The 16348-nt window shown below is 39.3% G+C and carries 19 protein-coding genes and 1 tRNA gene; 4 read left to right on the forward strand and 16 right to left on the reverse strand.

Annotation, left to right across the window (positions count from 1 at the left end; translation table 11 throughout):
* Positions 1-201 precede the first annotated feature (201 nt).
* The 5 genes from KQI58_RS08445 to KQI58_RS08465 form a co-directional block, all read right to left on the reverse strand.
* Positions 202-843, reverse strand: coding sequence for a lactate utilization protein (locus tag KQI58_RS08445; protein WP_216408209.1), 642 nt, complete (start codon positions 841-843; stop codon positions 202-204).
* Positions 844-927: 84 nt separating this feature from the next.
* Entirely contained in the window at positions 928-1389 is a 462-nt protein-coding gene (locus KQI58_RS08450; RefSeq protein WP_216408211.1) for a DUF3788 domain-containing protein, read from the reverse strand.
* Positions 1390-1871: 482 nt separating this feature from the next.
* On the reverse strand, positions 1872-2528 hold the full coding sequence (locus KQI58_RS08455; RefSeq protein ID WP_253295854.1) for a DNA/RNA non-specific endonuclease: 657 nt from the start codon (positions 2526-2528) through the stop codon (positions 1872-1874).
* Positions 2529-2625: 97 nt separating this feature from the next.
* Positions 2626-3570 (reverse strand): SPFH domain-containing protein, encoded by a 945-nt coding sequence (locus KQI58_RS08460; protein ID WP_216408213.1) that lies wholly within the window; start codon positions 3568-3570, stop codon positions 2626-2628.
* On the reverse strand, positions 3557-3772 hold the full coding sequence (locus tag KQI58_RS08465; protein WP_216408439.1) for a hypothetical protein: 216 nt from the start codon (positions 3770-3772) through the stop codon (positions 3557-3559). The genes KQI58_RS08460 and KQI58_RS08465 overlap by 14 nt, the downstream gene beginning before the upstream one ends.
* 131 nt (positions 3773-3903) lie before the next feature.
* Here KQI58_RS08465 and KQI58_RS08470 point away from each other — a divergent pair, with 131 nt between their 5' ends.
* A complete protein-coding gene (locus tag KQI58_RS08470; RefSeq protein WP_216408215.1) occupies positions 3904-4593 on the forward strand; it encodes a CPBP family intramembrane glutamic endopeptidase in 690 nt (229 codons plus the stop codon).
* Positions 4594-4613: 20 nt separating this feature from the next.
* Here the strand turns inward: KQI58_RS08470 and KQI58_RS08475 are convergent, their stop codons facing one another.
* Positions 4614-4961 (reverse strand): DUF1648 domain-containing protein, encoded by a 348-nt coding sequence (locus KQI58_RS08475; RefSeq protein WP_216408217.1) that lies wholly within the window; start codon positions 4959-4961, stop codon positions 4614-4616.
* Between the two features lie 379 nt (positions 4962-5340).
* Positions 5341-5411, reverse strand: a tRNA-Gly gene (locus tag KQI58_RS08480).
* Between the two features lie 132 nt (positions 5412-5543).
* On the opposite strand from KQI58_RS08480, the gene KQI58_RS08485 reads away from it, so the two are divergent.
* Complete coding sequence (locus KQI58_RS08485; protein ID WP_216408219.1) at positions 5544-5888, forward strand: thioredoxin family protein; 345 nt, start codon at positions 5544-5546, stop codon at positions 5886-5888.
* 103 nt (positions 5889-5991) lie between these two features.
* On the opposite strand, the gene KQI58_RS08490 is transcribed toward KQI58_RS08485, so the two are convergent.
* Entirely contained in the window at positions 5992-6630 is a 639-nt protein-coding gene (locus KQI58_RS08490; protein ID WP_102871434.1) for a redox-sensing transcriptional repressor Rex, read from the reverse strand.
* 202 nt (positions 6631-6832) lie between these two features.
* Here KQI58_RS08490 and KQI58_RS08495 point away from each other — a divergent pair, with 202 nt between their 5' ends.
* Both KQI58_RS08495 and KQI58_RS08500 read left to right on the forward strand, forming a co-directional pair.
* A complete protein-coding gene (locus tag KQI58_RS08495) occupies positions 6833-8752 on the forward strand; it encodes an ABC-F family ATP-binding cassette domain-containing protein (RefSeq protein WP_216408221.1) in 1920 nt (639 codons plus the stop codon).
* A 67-nt stretch (positions 8753-8819) separates the two neighbouring features.
* On the forward strand, positions 8820-9482 hold the full coding sequence (locus KQI58_RS08500; RefSeq protein WP_216408223.1) for a C39 family peptidase: 663 nt from the start codon (positions 8820-8822) through the stop codon (positions 9480-9482).
* 234 nt (positions 9483-9716) lie between these two features.
* On the opposite strand, the gene KQI58_RS08505 is transcribed toward KQI58_RS08500, so the two are convergent.
* The 8 genes from KQI58_RS08505 to KQI58_RS08540 all read right to left on the reverse strand — a co-directional run bounded on the left by KQI58_RS08505 (position 9717) and on the right by KQI58_RS08540 (position 16338).
* A complete protein-coding gene (locus KQI58_RS08505; protein ID WP_216408225.1) occupies positions 9717-10355 on the reverse strand; it encodes a bifunctional 4-hydroxy-2-oxoglutarate aldolase/2-dehydro-3-deoxy-phosphogluconate aldolase in 639 nt (212 codons plus the stop codon).
* Positions 10356-10381: 26 nt separating this feature from the next.
* A complete protein-coding gene (gene uxuA / locus KQI58_RS08510) occupies positions 10382-11449 on the reverse strand; it encodes a mannonate dehydratase (RefSeq protein ID WP_216408227.1) in 1068 nt (355 codons plus the stop codon).
* A 48-nt stretch (positions 11450-11497) separates the two neighbouring features.
* Positions 11498-11941: a PTS sugar transporter subunit IIA gene (locus KQI58_RS08515; RefSeq protein ID WP_216408229.1), complete on the reverse strand. Its 444-nt coding sequence runs from the start codon at positions 11939-11941 to the stop codon at positions 11498-11500.
* Between the two features lie 17 nt (positions 11942-11958).
* A complete protein-coding gene (locus tag KQI58_RS08520; RefSeq protein WP_216408232.1) occupies positions 11959-12831 on the reverse strand; it encodes a hypothetical protein in 873 nt (290 codons plus the stop codon).
* Positions 12832-12850: 19 nt separating this feature from the next.
* Entirely contained in the window at positions 12851-13357 is a 507-nt protein-coding gene (locus KQI58_RS08525; RefSeq protein WP_216408234.1) for a PTS system mannose/fructose/N-acetylgalactosamine-transporter subunit IIB, read from the reverse strand.
* A gap of 22 nt (positions 13358-13379) precedes the next feature.
* The gene (locus KQI58_RS08530) at positions 13380-14234 is read right to left on the reverse strand and encodes a PTS system mannose/fructose/sorbose family transporter subunit IID (RefSeq protein ID WP_216408235.1); all 855 of its coding nucleotides are present in this window, start codon (positions 14232-14234) and stop codon (positions 13380-13382) included.
* A 25-nt stretch (positions 14235-14259) separates the two neighbouring features.
* Positions 14260-15102: a PTS mannose/fructose/sorbose/N-acetylgalactosamine transporter subunit IIC gene (locus KQI58_RS08535; RefSeq protein WP_216408237.1), complete on the reverse strand. Its 843-nt coding sequence runs from the start codon at positions 15100-15102 to the stop codon at positions 14260-14262.
* A gap of 132 nt (positions 15103-15234) precedes the next feature.
* Complete coding sequence (locus KQI58_RS08540; RefSeq protein WP_216408239.1) at positions 15235-16338, reverse strand: iron-containing alcohol dehydrogenase family protein; 1104 nt, start codon at positions 16336-16338, stop codon at positions 15235-15237.
* Positions 16339-16348 lie beyond the last annotated feature (10 nt).

A 16348-nucleotide genomic window follows, 5' to 3' on the forward strand; every position in this document is an offset into this window, starting at 1 on the left:
TAGGTTTATTCAACTATGTGTCCGATCAAAATTTATCTGATTTCAAAATAGCCGAGAGAATTATGGTTGTTAAAAACTCTTAACTATTTAACTTCCACAGTTTAGTTGACAAACCCTATGAAAAGTTTATACTTTCTTTATAGTTGAAAAAACCGAGGAATTCCTCGGTTTTTTTTGCTTCTTCATTTGCAGTCCTATCAGTTATAAGCCCACCTCATCGATAATTAGAAAGATAAAAAGCCGATCATTCGCCATAGAACGACGTGTGATTGCGATCGTATTACAGATACATTCTGCATGTAGACAATCTCCGCATGTTCCCTTTTTGATACAAGGTGTTTTTTTCAATCCTAAACGGTGCGCATTTAGTGGTGCTGTATTTTTACGGACCATCTCAAGTGTCGTCGCTAAATCTCCATACACTTTCTTCATACTGACAAAAGCGAGGACTTTATCAGGTCCATAAGCAATGGCCGCTACCCGGTTTCCCACGCTGTCAACATTTACTAACTCACCCTCTTCTGTTATTCCATTGATACTCGTTAAGAAATAATCGGCCGTTAATGCTTGTTTCATTACTTGCTGTCGTTCTTCTAACGTAGTTGTTTTTTCACGATCAATCATTTTTTGATTTCGACTATATAGTGCTTCAATAATTCCAGATTGTTCAACTGTGATTGAACCCCCAAAACCGACTGACTTTTTTGGATCAATCAGTTCCAAAGCTTGGACTCTAGCTTCTTCTAGATTTTCACAAATAATAGGATGAAAGTTCCTTCGTATTAGTTTTTTGCTAAGCGTCATCGCTGCGACTGTGTATCGTTCTTTCTGATACTCTTCCATCAGTTTCCTCCTCGAACTTCTTCTTTTTATTTTCTCGAATTTTGAAGGTTAGCGCAAGCGCAAACAAAAAGCCTAAGAAAATTCTTAGGCAATTGATGATCTTATTTTTTTCGTTGATTGAGCGCGGAAAGCAGCTAATTCTTTAATATCCGCTAAAATTTTTTCATTGGTCACTTCAAAAGAAATTGATTTGCCAAGTTTACTGGTTTTGGCCTTTTGGTATTTCTCTTTCGTGTAGTCCTCACACATCTGGATTAACACATCTGCATCATCTAACTCCTTAGCACTAAAGGAAATCATTGCTACAAAAAAACCTTGTTTTGGATAGATTGTACACAATGATTTACCGCTCTTTTGAAATTTTATGTTCCAGCCCATCCAGTAGCCATCTCCCATTGAGCATCTACTGTATGTTTTTTTTGGTTTTACTCGATAAGTCTGTGTAAAATGATCTAATAAGTCCTGCCAAAGAGGATTCGCAATAAAATCCGTGATTTGTTGTTCTGTTGGCTCTTGCTCCTTATTGAACACCTCGTACCATTGCATAGTAACACCTGCTTTCCTTCATTTATTAATAGTTACTATAAATTATACCTAATTTCAGATTTCCACGCTTGTCACACAGTGCTCTTTTTTAAGAAAGGCTTCGCGAACTCGCTCAGCTTTTGAGCACCAGGTAGGTACTATTCCACATCAGCTCTGCAAGCAGTCTCTGTGTGTGTCAGCAATAAGACCGAAATATTTCTAAATTGCCAAGAAACACAGTGATCGAAGAGAACTGATGTTGATTGGTACCTCCTCGGTGCTTCTAAAATTTCGAAATATTTTTGCTTATTGCCGAAATGCTAGTTCTACTTAACGGAGTTTAGCAGTAACTGTATGCGTAGCTTGTGTAGAAAAGCTAGTTTGTGAAGCTGGACATGGATATACCTGCTCTAAAGCGATTTATTTATATGATACTTTAATACTTTCTTTATAATGTCAAAAAAAGAAGCCATCCAACACGGATAGCTGGATAGCTCCCTTTCTTAATCCTTTTGTGAGTAACCATTTTGATAGTCAATTTTGATACCGTCTTGAATATTGTAGACAAAAAGATTGAAGGATATCTGGTCGTCTTCAACGCTTTGTGCTTCCATTTGTACACCCCGAGCGACTAACTCGTCCCCTTTAAAGAAGGGCGTCACACGATAACGTACGTGATGATTAGTCTTTCGAATATAGTTGCCTATTTCTTTTTCATGGTCATTCATGCCTGGATCGTTCAATGAAGCCGTTCCAGTCATTAAATTTTTTAGATTATTATTCTCGCCAGAAAACTGATAAGCAATTAAGTGAGCCCGATTATACAAAGGCTCGTCATTATAAAATTTTTGTCGCCAGCCAGTTGGTTTTACGTATAAACGTTCCCGCTCTTGATGAGGCATTATCTCTTTTCCCAGCATTGCATTTGCAGTACCGACGCGGTTCAACTGGTCGAGGTCAGAAAATCGAGTCCACGCCCCCTGCTCCAACGAAAGATCTTTTGTAGTAAAACTAGGACGATTGTGATTCAGTTCGATCGTTTGATGTTGTCCATCATACTCAGGAATCTCTGATAACTGACTAACTGTTATTTCTTTTATTGTGTTGCTTTGCTCATTATTTGGCTTTACTTGCGAATAAACGCCATAAATCCCCGCCAATAGTACAACAACTGCCGAAACTATTTTGGGTGCTTGTCTTTTTGCTGCGATGGTTGTTCAACTCCTATAGAATCTTTTTTCCATCACGCTGATCCTACTATTTGGTTTGCTGCCAAATTTCTTTGATTGCCGGAACATTGCCAAGCTCGGTCAAATTACTTGGCATAATAACAGTGTTGCCATTATTTTCCACTACATGTTTGAAAGCTTCGATCCCAAGATACGCAATCATTTCATCTGTCAGATTGCTTTCAGCAATTGCCTTATTGATTTCTCTAATTCGAGCTGTTTCTGCTTCAGTCAGTTTGGCGATCCGGTCTGCTTCTGCTGCAGCATCGATTCTTGTACGTTCTGCACGAGCATCTGCATCAATCTTGGTCTGCCGAGCGCGCGCTTCCGCATCAATCTGCATTTCAGATGATTTCGCTTCTGATTCTAAGATCACTGATTGTTTTTTCCCTTCGGAAATCGTAATCAACGATTCTTTATCGCGGCTGGCTGTAATCAATTTATTCATTGAATTGACGATTTCATTTGAGACTGAAATTTCGCCGATATTGATTCGGTCGATTGACAAACCATATCCAGCTGTAATGTCCTTCACGCTTTCGTAAAGATTCACGTTAATCTCTTCCGTTCCGTTCAACACTTCATTCAGTTCCATCTTACCGATAATTCCTCGTAAGTTGGATTGGCAATCTTGGATCATTGACGTGACGGAATCCTCATTATCATACACAAAAGCCCGGGCATCTGTCACGTGATACTTGATTGCTTCATCGATTTCAACGATTACGTTATCACGAGTGATCACACTTTGTGGTTCGATTTGGATCGGTGTTTGCTTTAATGAAACCCGGCGACGAACAACATATAAGATTGGAATCAAAAAATGCAGTCCTGGTTCCAGCGTTTTTACATATTTACCGAAACTCTCGACGACTTTTACTTCCCCTTGCTGCACGATCACGACTAATTGACTAACGATGAATATGAGAACAATGATCGCAATTATGATTAAGATGATATTAAGTATTAACAATATAGTTCACATCACTTTCTTCTAGTTTATTATTGATAACGACTAACAACTCTCGACTGGTAAAGTCAACCACTTCCAGCATATCACCAACCTCAGGTGATCCATTAATCACTTTGTAGTCATACCAACTACCTAAAATTCGGATAAGCCCGGTAATGCTATTTACTTTGCTGCGAAAACATTTACCCATTGTTTTCTGCATTTGATAATCCAACACAATCTCCCCCTTCACTATAGTATACCAAAACTTTCACAAACATATTTTCCTTTATTTCATATTACTTTACACATCTCACCTATTTTTTTACACTTAGGAAAGAATGGGGGATAAAAATGATTAAAAATAAAAAACAATGGTTTGGTCTCTTGGTCATTCCATTAGAGCTATTGATCGGAGACTATATTTTCCCGCTCTTTCACTTAACAAACGATCCAAAAGTTGGGTTGCTATCCTCTACCTTGCTTTTTTTTACTGGGTTTTTAGTAATGATCTATCTATTCGGCGATTTCTTAAAAGCAGAATGGCGAGTATATCGTCAAAAACTGTTTCGCAGATTGTTATTGAGCATCGTATTAGTAGCAGGTATTTTTTTATTGTTACGAGTTGTTCGTGGTTTGATTCCCAGCGAACTATTGGAACTTGGCTCTTCAACCAACGATTCTTCCCAAACACTTAGTCCAAGCTGGTCCGTTCTAGCTGCAATCGCACCCTTTCTTGCTCCCTTTGCTGAGGAACTTACTTTTCGCTACTTGCTATTGGGAAAGCTGACGAATAAAGCACTACGTTTGATTATGCTATTCGTTCAAGGAATTTTATTTGGACTCGTGCATTGGAACAATTTTAATGGCAATATCTATGCCATGATTCCTTATATGGCTCTAGGTGTGTATTTTGGTTTGATCTATCTGTTTTCAAAAAACATCTGGAGTTCCATTATGGTTCATTGGATGCTAAATACGATGAACGCTATGTTGCCGGCTCTTCTACTGTTAATCCTTAGCTTATTTGGTATCAAAATTTAATCCTCCTTGTGAGGATTTTTTTATTCTAGTAAAGTCGCGTAAATGAAAAATAAATAGATTCCCACTCCCCAAATTAGCAATAAACAACCGATTGATGCTATTTTGTGCAAACGATTCTCCCTAGACATGACTGGATATTTCACATCAACATATTTACTGCGAGTAATGAATGAGACACCTAACAAAAGTGTCGGAAAAAGAAAAACAGTCAACTTACTGCCCCAGCTATTCACACCTCCGTCAAAACCAAATTGAATCGGAATTTCAGCTGGTAATCGGGAATAGAAAAAAATCCCTAGACTATAAAGTACTATTGAGATCATAAAGCTGATTCGAATCACCCAACGATAAACACGTTCAAAAATCATTTTCCTACCCTCCTCTGTGATTAGCACATAGTATATGCCTAGGTTCAAAGGAACTCTAGTAAATTCAAGTGCTAAAACAACTATTTCTATACAAATAAAATTCCTTCATTAAAGAACCGTTTCATTTGAATCAACAAAAAGTACAAAATATTCTTTTTCGCATAATCCGCTTTCACGATAACGCAAAAAAAACCAACGCTCAGCCACAAACGTTGGTTTCATCAGGATATAATACCCTAAACGGGAGTTACCTCCCGCAACACCTTTAGCATACATCAATCATCGATTGAATAGCAAGAGTACTTTAAAAGAAAAGTAATAAATACCAAAAAGAAAAAACATCGTAGCTGCTCTAAAGCTACGATGTTTGATCTGTCTAAGCGGGTGACGAGAATCGAACTCGCGACGGAAGCTTGGGAAGCTTCTGTTTTACCACTAAACTACACCCGCAGTACATAAGAGAGTATAACGCTTTTTATCCAATCAAACAACTATTTCTTCCAGACAATAAAATTGACAATTTGACCAATACTGATTATCTTACAGTTAGTAAGTATTGTTTATTCGAAAAGGATGTTTGACATGAAAACCTTAGCAACTGTTCAAGAAGCTATTAAAAAGAATACCAATAATATCGTATTTATTTCCTCAGAAACATGCAGTATTTGTCATGTGGATGAACCAAAAGCAAGGAACCTTGCCGAAAGCTATGATATCCCATTCTATCATTTGGATATTATGCATGAGACTGAGTTGGCTGGCTTTTTTGAAGTGTTGACTGTACCAGCGGTCTTAATCTATCACGAAGGAAAAGAAGTTGGGCGGCAGGCTCGATTCATTGATTTCCATACATTGGAAAATCTATTGCATCAGTTACCGAAAGCGGAAGAACAAACCGATTATCAAGCGCTGTTCGACGAGCTATAAACATTTTTTTATAACTGTGTTAAAAATCAAAAAAAGACTATAGATATCATCCACAAATCGGACTGTATCTATAGTCGGAGACTGAGCTCGCGCTCAGTCTTTTTTACTTGCTATCATTATTATGATGTAAGAAATAGATTAAGGTTTGTAATTCGTTGGTCAAGTCCACGCTTTGGATAATAACATCCTCTGGCGCAGTTAGACGAGCGGCAGTAAAGTTCAAAATCCCTTTTATTCCTGCATCAGCCAATTGATCGACCACTTGTTGTGCTTGTTGTGCTGGCAAGGTCAAGATTGCGATCTCGATTTGCTGTAATTTGATTTGTTCCACCATGTTGTCTAATGGATAAACGGGGATCCCATCCACGATACGACCTACGATGTCTTCTTTGACATCAAACGCACAGCTTACACGGATACTATTGCTTTGATGGAATTTGAATTTCAACAAAGCGCTCCCTAAATTACCGACCCCAACCAATGCTACATTAGTCAATTGGTCATCATTCAAGATTTTTCCGAAGAAATGCATCAAATCTTCAACGTCATATCCATATCCACGTTTGCCAAGTTCTCCAAAGTAAGAAAAGTCACGGCGAATCGTTGCACTATCGACTTGGATCGCCTCACTTAGTTCTGTTGATGATACTTTGGTTTTTCCAGCATTATTTAAAATACGTAAATACCGATAGTATAACGGCAATCGTTTAACAGTCGCTTTTGGAATTGAATGTTCTTTCACAATAACTCTCCTTTATCAAAAAAATTCGTAATTGTTGACTACTGCACTATAATAGCAAGAATCTTAGTGAAATTGCAACGCACTTGCTCGAAAATTTGTGAAAAAATCACGATTTATTGAAATGACCGCTTCCAATCGCAACGACTTGAAAAATATGTTAGACTGAATCCATTCGGAAAAATAAATTTAAGGAAGATATCCAATGATTTTATTACAAGCAAATCAAATTGCTCGCTATTTCGGCGCCGACACTTTATTTGAGAATATTCATCTTGAAGTTGCCAGTAAAGCAAGAATCGGTTTAGTCGGACGAAATGGTGCAGGCAAATCTACATTATTAAAAATAATCGCCAATATCGAAGCTCCAGATGCGGGACAAGTGATAAAGAACAAACAAGCCACACTGGGCTACCTCGCGCAAGATACTGGCTTAGATTCAACTGAGACCATTTGGAATGAAATGTTGAAAGCTTTTGATAAAGTTCGTCAAATGGAAGCTCGCATGCGAGATGTTGAAGTGGCGATTGGCGAAACACCTGAAAGCGATAGTCGTTACACTTCTCTTCTGAAGGAATACGACCAGCTGCAGCATGATTTTAATGATCAGAACGGCTATGGCTATGAAAATGAAATCCGCAGCGTCTTACATGGATTTAAATTCGATGAAAGTTTTTATGATAAAGAAATCAGTACCTTATCCGGCGGGCAAAAAACCCGTCTTGCCTTGGCACGAATGTTATTGGTCAAACCTGATATTTTGATTTTAGACGAACCTACCAACCACTTAGATATTGAGACATTGGCTTGGTTAGAAGACTATCTTCAAGGGTATTCTGGTGCGCTCTTGATCGTTTCACACGACCGCTATTTCTTAGATCGCGTCGTCAATGAGATCTATGAAATTTCTCGTCATAAAATCCGTCATTACACTGGAAATTATTCCCGTTATCTTGATTTAAAAGCCGCTCAGCTTGCCAGCGACTGGAAAGCTTATGAAAAGCAGCAGGTTGAAATCGAAAAATTAGAAGATTTCGTTGCACGTAATTTGGTTCGTGCCTCCACTACCAAACGCGCCCAAAGCCGCCGGAAAACATTAGAAAAAATGGACCGCCTAGATCGACCAGACGGCAAAGAGAAATCCGCGAAATTCATGTTTGATATCGACAAAGTTTCAGGCAATGTCGTCTTACAAGTTGAAGAGGCTGCTATTGGCTATGAGGAAACACTCTCTGAACCGATTGATTTGGATATTCGTCGAGAAGACGCTATCGCACTTGTCGGACCGAACGGGATTGGAAAGTCTACATTATTAAAATCGTTGATTGGACAAATTCCCTTCATTAAGGGGCAGCCCCATTTTGGAACCAATGTCACGGTCGGCTATTACGACCAAGGACAGGCTGATCTGCACGGCAATAAGACAATTTTAGCTGAATTATGGGACGAACACCCGACGACTCCAGAAAAAGACATTCGCAATGTATTAGGTGGTTTTCTTTTCAGTGGCGAAGATGTTGACAAGACGATCCCGCTACTTAGTGGTGGTGAAAAAGCTCGAGTTGCGTTAGCAAAGCTTTCTATGAATAAGGAAAACTTTTTGATCTTGGATGAACCTACCAACCATTTGGATATTGATAATAAAGAGGTGTTGGAAAATGCCTTGATCGATTATCAAGGAACCCTGCTATTCGTTTCCCATGACCGCTACTTTATTAATCGTATCGCCAACAAAGTGATCGAGTTATCTCCTGAGGGCAGCAGATTATATCTTGGTGATTACGACTACTATTTAGAAAAGAAAAAAGAAGAAGAAGAAATCGCTGAATTACAGGCAAAAGAAGCTGCACCTGTCGAAGCTCCCAAAAAGAAGTTTTACCAAGATAAGGAACAACAAAAGCTGATTCGCAGCTTACGTCGAAAGATCGAAGCAATCGAAGAGACACTTTCCACCTTGGATGAAAAAATCGCCGAACTCGAGATCCAAATGAGTCAACCTGATATTTTGAACGATCATGTTCAGCTATTAGAATTAACAAATGACTTGGAAGCAAAAAAGGCTGAGCAAGAAGAGCAGCTTTCAAGTTGGGAAGAACTCAGCTTAGAGTTAGAAGAATTCGAATAACTTACAACTTTTGACCGATGACACCTCATACTTTTTTCGTTTTAATAAAAGAGTGGAGGTGTTTTTTATGCGACGAAAAATTCGTCCTTTTTCAATTTTACTGGGAAGCTTTTTAGTGATTTCTAGTCTGGTAATCCTCTCTTCTCGAGTTTTCCACTTTAATAATAATGTTAATAGTCAACAGGATTTTTCCGCTAATGCGAATCAATATTTACAGGAGCATGGACAGGATTTCCCATTACTCGTACAAACCGATTCTCGTTGGGCCGATAAATCCTATGGCAGCGGCTCCGCTCAAAATGATTTAGCCACTAACGGTTGCGCGATTACTTCTTTAGCAATGATTCTTTCTTATTGGGAACATCGAACTGTTTATCCAACTGAAATTTTACAATGGAGCGGCAACCAGTATTATGAGGCTGGACAAGGAACCGCTTGGTCGATTTTTCCTGCCTTTGCTCAAAACTATGGACTGACTGTTGAGGACCTCGGCAAAGATCAAGCAAAAATTCAGCAGCATTTGAATCAAAATCAGCCAATTGTAATCTCCGTTAATCCTGGTGAGTTCACCGATGTCGGACACATTATGGTGATCAAAAAAGATGTGCAAAGCGATCAGATTATTGTTTACGATCCTAACGATAGTCCCGATAAAGGGCACTACATGAAAAAATACTCCATTGATGAGCTTATGTCGCAATTGGCGAATGCCTGGGCATACACAAAATAAAGCTGATGCACATGCATCAGCTTTATTTCTGGGGGTTCCTGCTTTCACAGGGGAAAAAGAATTATTTTTAGGGTTAAGTTCATCTTACGCTACATATTTGAAAAACCTATGAGCTTTTTAAATAAAAATAAGAAAAAAATGTGTCGTATTTATGAAGAGCATCTTCTGTGATGATTCTATCTAAACTGAAAGCATTCATGAGGCAAAAAGCCAGCCTCATGAATGCTTTTTTTACTAATTTATTTGTTGGACCAATGCTTTGAGAATATCGTTCATCTTCTCTCCATTATCTTCCATAATGACCTTCTCAGAAAGAATGAATGAGCCACCTACTCCGATTACATTTGGGTTTTCTAAATATTCGACAAAATTTTCTGCGTTAATCCCGCCGGTTGGCAAAAATTTCACATCGTAAAATGGACCGCTTAAAGCATTTATCGCCCTTAAGCCTCCATAAATGTCTGCCGGGAAAAACTTCACAACGTTGATCCCATATTCAGTTGCTGCTTGGATATCTCTAGGTGTTGCAGTTCCTGGAAAGACAGGAATCTCTTGCTCCAAACAATACTCAATAACCTCAGGAACAACTGCTGGAGACACGACAAACTGTGCGCCGTTTTCAATCGCGATCTTTGCCTCCGTTAGTGTTCGGACAGTCCCTGCGCCAACCATCAGCTTACCAGATTTTGCTAAGCGTTTGATTGCTTCTCCCGCCAGATTGCTTCGGAAAGTCACTTCAATCAAAGGGACGTTATTTTCCAGTAAAATCTCTTCTACTTTGGCCAAGTAACTCAAATCGGTTGCTGTATATAGTGGTAAAAGCTTTGTTTGCTTTAATTGTTCATAGATCTTATGCTCCATATTTACAGGCATTATTTTTCTCACTTTCTAAGGGATTTCTAGTCTTTACGTTTGGTAATGGCTTCATGTAGTCCTTGCATATAGGTAATACCCATCGCTCGATCGTATAGGCCATACCCCGGTCTCGCTACTTCACCCCAAAGTGTCCGGCCATGATCGGGACGAATGACACCGTCAAAACCAACTTCGACTAAAGCTTCCATAATCGCATACATATCAAGAGACCCCTCTGTTGATAAATGAGCAGTTTCTTTAAATTTACGGTAGCCTAAAAACTCCACATTACGGAAGTGAACAAAATTGATCCGATCTCCAATTGCATGAACGATCTTCACCATATCATTATTCGGATCTGCACCAAGCGCTCCGGTGCACAAAGTAACACCATTGTAAGGAGAATCAACCATGCTGATAATACGTTGCAAATCAGCCAGATTTTTTGTGATCCGAGGGAAACCAAAAATCTCCCAAGGCGGATCATCCGGATGAATGCCCATTTTGACATCGGCCTCTTCACAAACCGGGATAATTCTTTCCAAGAAATATTTCAAATTATCAAATAAAATTTCTTCTGTCACACCTTCGTACATTTCAACTAGAGAATTGAATTTGTTCAGACGTTCTTCTTCCCAACCAGATAGCTGAAAGCCTTTGGACTGACTGCTGATTAATTTGTACATATCTCCTGGTTCCATATTGTCTACCACTGCTTGATCGTACAACAACGCTAAGCTGCCATCTTCATTCTCGTAATTCAATGTTGTTTTTGCCCAGCCAAAAATTGGTTTAAAGCTGTAGCAAATCAAATGAACATCGCATGCAGAAAGATTTCTAATGGTTTGGATATAATTATCAATGTACTGATCACGTTCAGCAGTTCCCGCTTTGATCGCATCATGGATCGCAACACTTTCAATTCCTAATAATTCTAACTCTTCTTTTTCAATTGATTCTTTTAAAGCGCGTATCTCGGAAACTTCCCAAACATCACCTGGCATTTTATTCAGTAATGTGCCGACTACACCATTGATACCGGGAATTTGTCTTACATGATTTAAAGGAATGGAGTCGCCTTTTTCTCCATACCATCTAAAGCCCCACTTCATTAATCTTAGTCTCCTATCCTGCTTCTATTTGTACTTTGCCTTCACAAACTAAAATCCGTCCTCTTCATCGTCCTCTTCAATATCTGATGTATGCCAAACAGCTAAGCTATCTGTTCCTTGCGTTAATATCGCTGGCACTGCTTCTTCAACTGGTGTACTTAGAATTTGATGATTGATCGCTTCTAGCAGCATGGGCAAATTGACACCGCCGACTACATATACCTTTTCCTGCAGCTCCGGCTCCAATCCATTCGTAATTAAAACCGATTGATTATACGGACTAGCACTTACTAGGTCTGTTAATACGATAACACCAATAGCCTGATTAACCTCTTTGATGGCTGATTCAATCGTTGTTCCTAATTCTTGAACATCATCTCCGGGGTTTAGATTGACTGTGGCGATATTATTGGTTGTTCCCACGATCACTTCCGCGGCGTCTTTCAAGCCATCACTTAGTTTTCCATGTGTGGCAATTACGATTCCTAACATAAGCCCCTCCATTTCTCTCACTGAAACAAATTTGTTACAGCGACAATATTTTCCATGTTTAACTGTTTCTCTTTTAGATCAGCCTGATTTAAGTAATAGGCTGTGTTCGTTTGATCTTTTCTAGCACTAAAAAGATAACTTACTTTTTGATCTGATTCTTGATAGTCGACGTAGTCATCAATTTTTCCGTTATTCGGCGACTTGCCTACCAAATGCAGAGGTGCAGCAGCACCAACACTGTCCAAATAATAAATTTTACAGTGTCCATTGACCTGCCGTTGTAGTTCCTCTAGGCCCTTATTGCCATAGCTGCCTTCATCTAAAAAAGCATAAGCAATGTTCTTTTGTTTGTTCTCAGCGATCATTTTCAGCATCGCTAATAATGACGACGTATTGCGGACTAACGTTTTCCGATTCGATAATCCCTTGGTAATTTTTCCCAGCAAAGCGAAATAGCCTGCATAAATCACCATAATCGCAAGGGTGCTGATCGAATTAAATTGAAACGAGTTTGGTGAAAACCGCATATAGATGATCGTTCCAATAATGCCTAGAAGAATCGCAATAAGCGTGCTAGTCAAAATAAACGTCGTTGTCTTTTTCGCCTGATCCTTCCGATCAAACAATTGATAGGAACCGATACTTTCAGGAGGAGTATCATAGAAGGTGCAAATCACACGATCCGCCTGCTTGATATTGCCCACATAGACATTTCGCGAAGCATATTTCTTTTGCTGATCATATTCAATGACACGAACGTCTTCACGTATTTTTGCGATATCCGTCACCAAGGCTGCCAGAAATCGTTTCTTACTTTTTTCTGTTCGACGCAGCCGATAAACATATTGGTAACGAAACAGCCAATCTTTGAATACTTCTGATTGCTCCATCTGATCTTCCTCCTGTTTTTTATAGATTAAATTGCTTCAATACATCTTTTAAACTAGATTTTGGTGCCGATGGTGTTGCTTGGAAATAAATATCTTCAACACCGTAATTTTCGTGCATGTCTTTCAAACGTTCTGCATCGTCTTTATTCAAGTAAACAGATTTCGTTACCAATAGATCTCTATCAGGATCTTTTTGAGCGATCCCACCGATATTTAATTCTTTCATGGGTACCCCATGCTTGACTAAATCGTAGATGACACTAACGGTTTTTGTGATCAAAATGCAGTTATATTCTTTGAAATTGAACTCATCCCAGTAAAATTTCGCTTTTTCTGGCGTGATCACGATTGTTTTCTGGCCGGTCCGACTACCTGCATTTTTGTAAAGATCACGCATAAATTTATCTTTTGCTACTACTTCATCTACCACAAAAATTGAATTTACACCGCTTTTTTGCGATAAGGTCATCATTACTTGACCATGAATCAATCGTTCATCTACTCGAGCTAAATTAATTACGCCCATTTCACACACTTCCTTTTTAAAATTATAAGATTCCGACTCCGGCTAAAATGATTAGGATTAAGGTCAGCCAGAGCAATGCTTGCGTTACTTTCAGACCTTTCTTCGTATAGAACCAATAAACACCCATAACAACTGCTAACGGTAAAATACCTGGAACGATCTGATCAAGAATTTCTTGAATAACGAACTTTCTTCCAGAAATCGCAAACTTCAGTGTCGATTCAACTTTTACATAATTTCCTGCTAAAATTCCCATCATAAACAGCCCTAATACGGAAAGTGCTTCAATTGCTGTTTGAACTCCAGTACTTTGCATTAATCCAGTAGCATTTCGTCCCATCGTGAATGATTGTCTCGCAAAGAATACACCCAAAGCTGCCTGATAAATGGCGAAGAAAACGAATGGGAACAATGCGCCTAGGGCACTTCCCTGTTGCGCCCATGGAACAGCGATCGCAATGAAAATATACTGAACTGTTCCTGAGTCAATAGCATCCCCGATTCCGGCTAGGGCCCCCATCAAACCGGCTTTCGTGTTATACATCAGGTCATCCTGCATCAGGATTTCTTTTTTCTCATATTCTTCCTGTGCCCGTTGCTGCTCCATCGATGACATCAAACCAGTGATAACACCGCCACCCCAGCTCAATTGTGTATTGAAAAATAGTAGCTGCCGTTTATATGCGGCTTTTAAGGCATCGTCGTCTTTATATAATTTCTTCAAGATCGGCATCATCGCATAAAGCAATGATGGTGCTAAATAACGTTCAAAAGAATGAGGGATCTCATTAGCGAAATGCCATCTTAGATATGCTTTTGTGACATCTTTACTGGTAATTTCTTCAGGTGCTAGACTTTTATTTGATACTTCCGTCATGTTTTTTTCCTCCTATTTTAATTCATTAAAATCCGTCATCATAATCATCGTCGTCATCAAAGGTAGCGCCAGAGCTTGGTGTCGCAGACTCTGCTGCCGGTGCCGCTCCTTTTCCTTTTTGTGACTGTACAAAAATTAATGCAATCAAAACTCCGAAAATTGCGTAAGTAACCATTGTGATTTCTAGGGATTTCAATACAACACTCATGAAATAAGCTAGGAAGAAAAAGACCATATAATCTTTACGTCCGATAACATAAACGGTTGTCGCGATACCAATCGCGGCTAATCCGCCACCTACTACTTCAAGGATGTGAATGACCACTGTTCCTTCTAAGGCATTGATAACATCTGCAATAACCGGTGCTCCCAAATAAAGAGCAATAAATACTAATGGGACAAATAGGACAAATGATGCGATCGTAGGATAAAGAATGATCGAGCGTTTAATCGCATTCGCATTCAAATCTTCCACGGCTTTATCGGTGTATTTCCCTAAGAATGTGTTGATAAAGAAACGGAATTGATACAAATAGCTTCCTAACAATCCAACGGGTACAGCAACTGCGATCGCCGCTTCTGGCTTCAAATTCCCTAATAACGCTACTGGAACAGCAATTGCTGCAGCAATCGATGGTTCAGCCGGCATTGAGCCGCCAGGTGAGAAAACCCCCATATAAATCATTTGCAAAGCAGCAGTAACAATCATCGCCTGAGCAACATCGCCCATAACTAGCCCTACAACTAATCCAGTCATCAAAGGCGAGAAGCGTAAGGTCAGTGTCGCTCCTCCTCCCAACCATCTGGACATAACCGCAGCGACCCACAGCGCAATCAAAAGACTCTGCATAACACTTAAAGTATCCATAATTTCCTCCTTATTTCTATTTTCTATTCTTCCTTCTTTTCTTAGTAGAAAAGCTTGATTTTCCTATTTTAAAGCACATTCAACAAATCGGCCTTTTTATCTATCATGATTTATTGTGCCGATAGCCTCCATTTATTGCTCATTAATATAAGCTTCCAATTCAAAAATCGAATTCTTCAATAAATCGACTGTAATAGGGATTGGCAACAGATGAACCTTTTCCTTCGAGTCAATGAATTCTACAATCTGATCTAGAACTTTCTCTTCTTTAGGTAAAAGCTGCATTTGCGTCAAGGATGTTGGTAGAGAAAGCTCTTGATAAAATGGCAGCAAGGCATTTATCTGCTCCCACTTCTTTTCAACTGCCAGCTGGTAAAAAATACCATAGGCCACCTTCTCTCCGTGCAAATAATGATGACTTTCAGGGATATATTTGCTCATCCCATCATGCATCGCATGGGCGATGGCATTTCTTGCATACTTATCTCCTAAGCCACCAACCAAACCGGCAACAGCAAATACTATTTCAGACAAATGAACAAACTCTTCTGATACCTCGCCTTTCTCCATATCCTTGATTGCTTTGGCAGAATGATCTAGAATGGCTTTCTTACATAGTTCTGATGTATAGCCAGCTACTTGCAAGAATGGTTCATTTTTTAAGTGTTCCTGCTGTAAGATAGCGTCCGATTCATACCATTTCGCGATCGTATCGGCCAAGCCAGCAACAAAATAGTTAACCGGGGAATCAATAATCAAATTAGGATCGGTAATGAAAAAGGCCGCCTGTCGTAAGAAATGCTCGCTTTTTCCTTCCGCTTCACCGCTTTCCTTATACATCACTGAAAGTGGTGTCCACGGCGCACAATTACTAGCAAGCGTTGGAATCACCCCGAAGTTGACATTTAGCGTATGAGCAGCATACCCAACTAAATCTGTCAGTTTTCCGCCGCCTACACCAATAATGAAGTCGACTGCCTCTTCTTTGACTACTTTAGCGATTCGTTCTGCCCCAAAATAGCTGCATTCACCAGTGTACTGTAGAAAATGGAAACTGTAGTCTCGATCATTTAGAAAATTCAGAAAGGGCTTAGCCTTTTCAAAGGAAATCTGACCATGAACAATCAAAACATTTTTTGCTGAAAATTCTTGTAGTAACTCCGGTACAAAATCGATTGCTCCAACATGATAACGATAAAACTGTGGACCCACTTTAACCTTCAAATCAGTTAGCATTTCCCTGCTC

Source organism: Enterococcus raffinosus (genome assembly GCF_018917525.1).
Lineage (GTDB): Bacteria > Bacillota > Bacilli > Lactobacillales > Enterococcaceae > Enterococcus_A > Enterococcus_A raffinosus_A.

Bases quoted from the DNA above. Each gene is read 5' to 3' on its own strand.
- KQI58_RS08535 (WP_216408237.1), bottom strand. From the start codon at position 15,102: ATGGATACTTTAAGTGTTATGCAGAGTCTTTTGATTGCGCTGTGGGTC.
- KQI58_RS08525 (WP_216408234.1), bottom strand. From the start codon at position 13,357: ATGGGCGTAATTAATTTAGCTCGAGTAGATGAACGATTGATTCATGGT.
- KQI58_RS08475 (WP_216408217.1), bottom strand. From the start codon at position 4,961: ATGATTTTTGAACGTGTTTATCGTTGGGTGATTCGAATCAGCTTTATG.
- KQI58_RS08485 (WP_216408219.1), top strand. From the start codon at position 5,544: ATGAAAACCTTAGCAACTGTTCAAGAAGCTATTAAAAAGAATACCAAT.
- KQI58_RS08495 (WP_216408221.1), top strand. From the start codon at position 6,833: ATGATTTTATTACAAGCAAATCAAATTGCTCGCTATTTCGGCGCCGAC.
- KQI58_RS08465 (WP_216408439.1), bottom strand. From the start codon at position 3,772: ATGCAGAAAACAATGGGTAAATGTTTTCGCAGCAAAGTAAATAGCATT.
- KQI58_RS08515 (WP_216408229.1), bottom strand. From the start codon at position 11,941: ATGTTAGGAATCGTAATTGCCACACATGGAAAACTAAGTGATGGCTTG.
- KQI58_RS08520 (WP_216408232.1), bottom strand. From the start codon at position 12,831: ATGGAGCAATCAGAAGTATTCAAAGATTGGCTGTTTCGTTACCAATAT.
- KQI58_RS08530 (WP_216408235.1), bottom strand. From the start codon at position 14,234: ATGACGGAAGTATCAAATAAAAGTCTAGCACCTGAAGAAATTACCAGT.
- KQI58_RS08505 (WP_216408225.1), bottom strand. From the start codon at position 10,355: ATGCCTGTAAATATGGAGCATAAGATCTATGAACAATTAAAGCAAACA.
- uxuA (WP_216408227.1), bottom strand. From the start codon at position 11,449: ATGAAGTGGGGCTTTAGATGGTATGGAGAAAAAGGCGACTCCATTCCT.
- KQI58_RS08500 (WP_216408223.1), top strand. From the start codon at position 8,820: ATGCGACGAAAAATTCGTCCTTTTTCAATTTTACTGGGAAGCTTTTTA.
- KQI58_RS08540 (WP_216408239.1), bottom strand. From the start codon at position 16,338: ATGCTAACTGATTTGAAGGTTAAAGTGGGTCCACAGTTTTATCGTTAT.
- KQI58_RS08470 (WP_216408215.1), top strand. From the start codon at position 3,904: ATGATTAAAAATAAAAAACAATGGTTTGGTCTCTTGGTCATTCCATTA.
- KQI58_RS08450 (WP_216408211.1), bottom strand. From the start codon at position 1,389: ATGCAATGGTACGAGGTGTTCAATAAGGAGCAAGAGCCAACAGAACAA.
- KQI58_RS08445 (WP_216408209.1), bottom strand. From the start codon at position 843: ATGGAAGAGTATCAGAAAGAACGATACACAGTCGCAGCGATGACGCTT.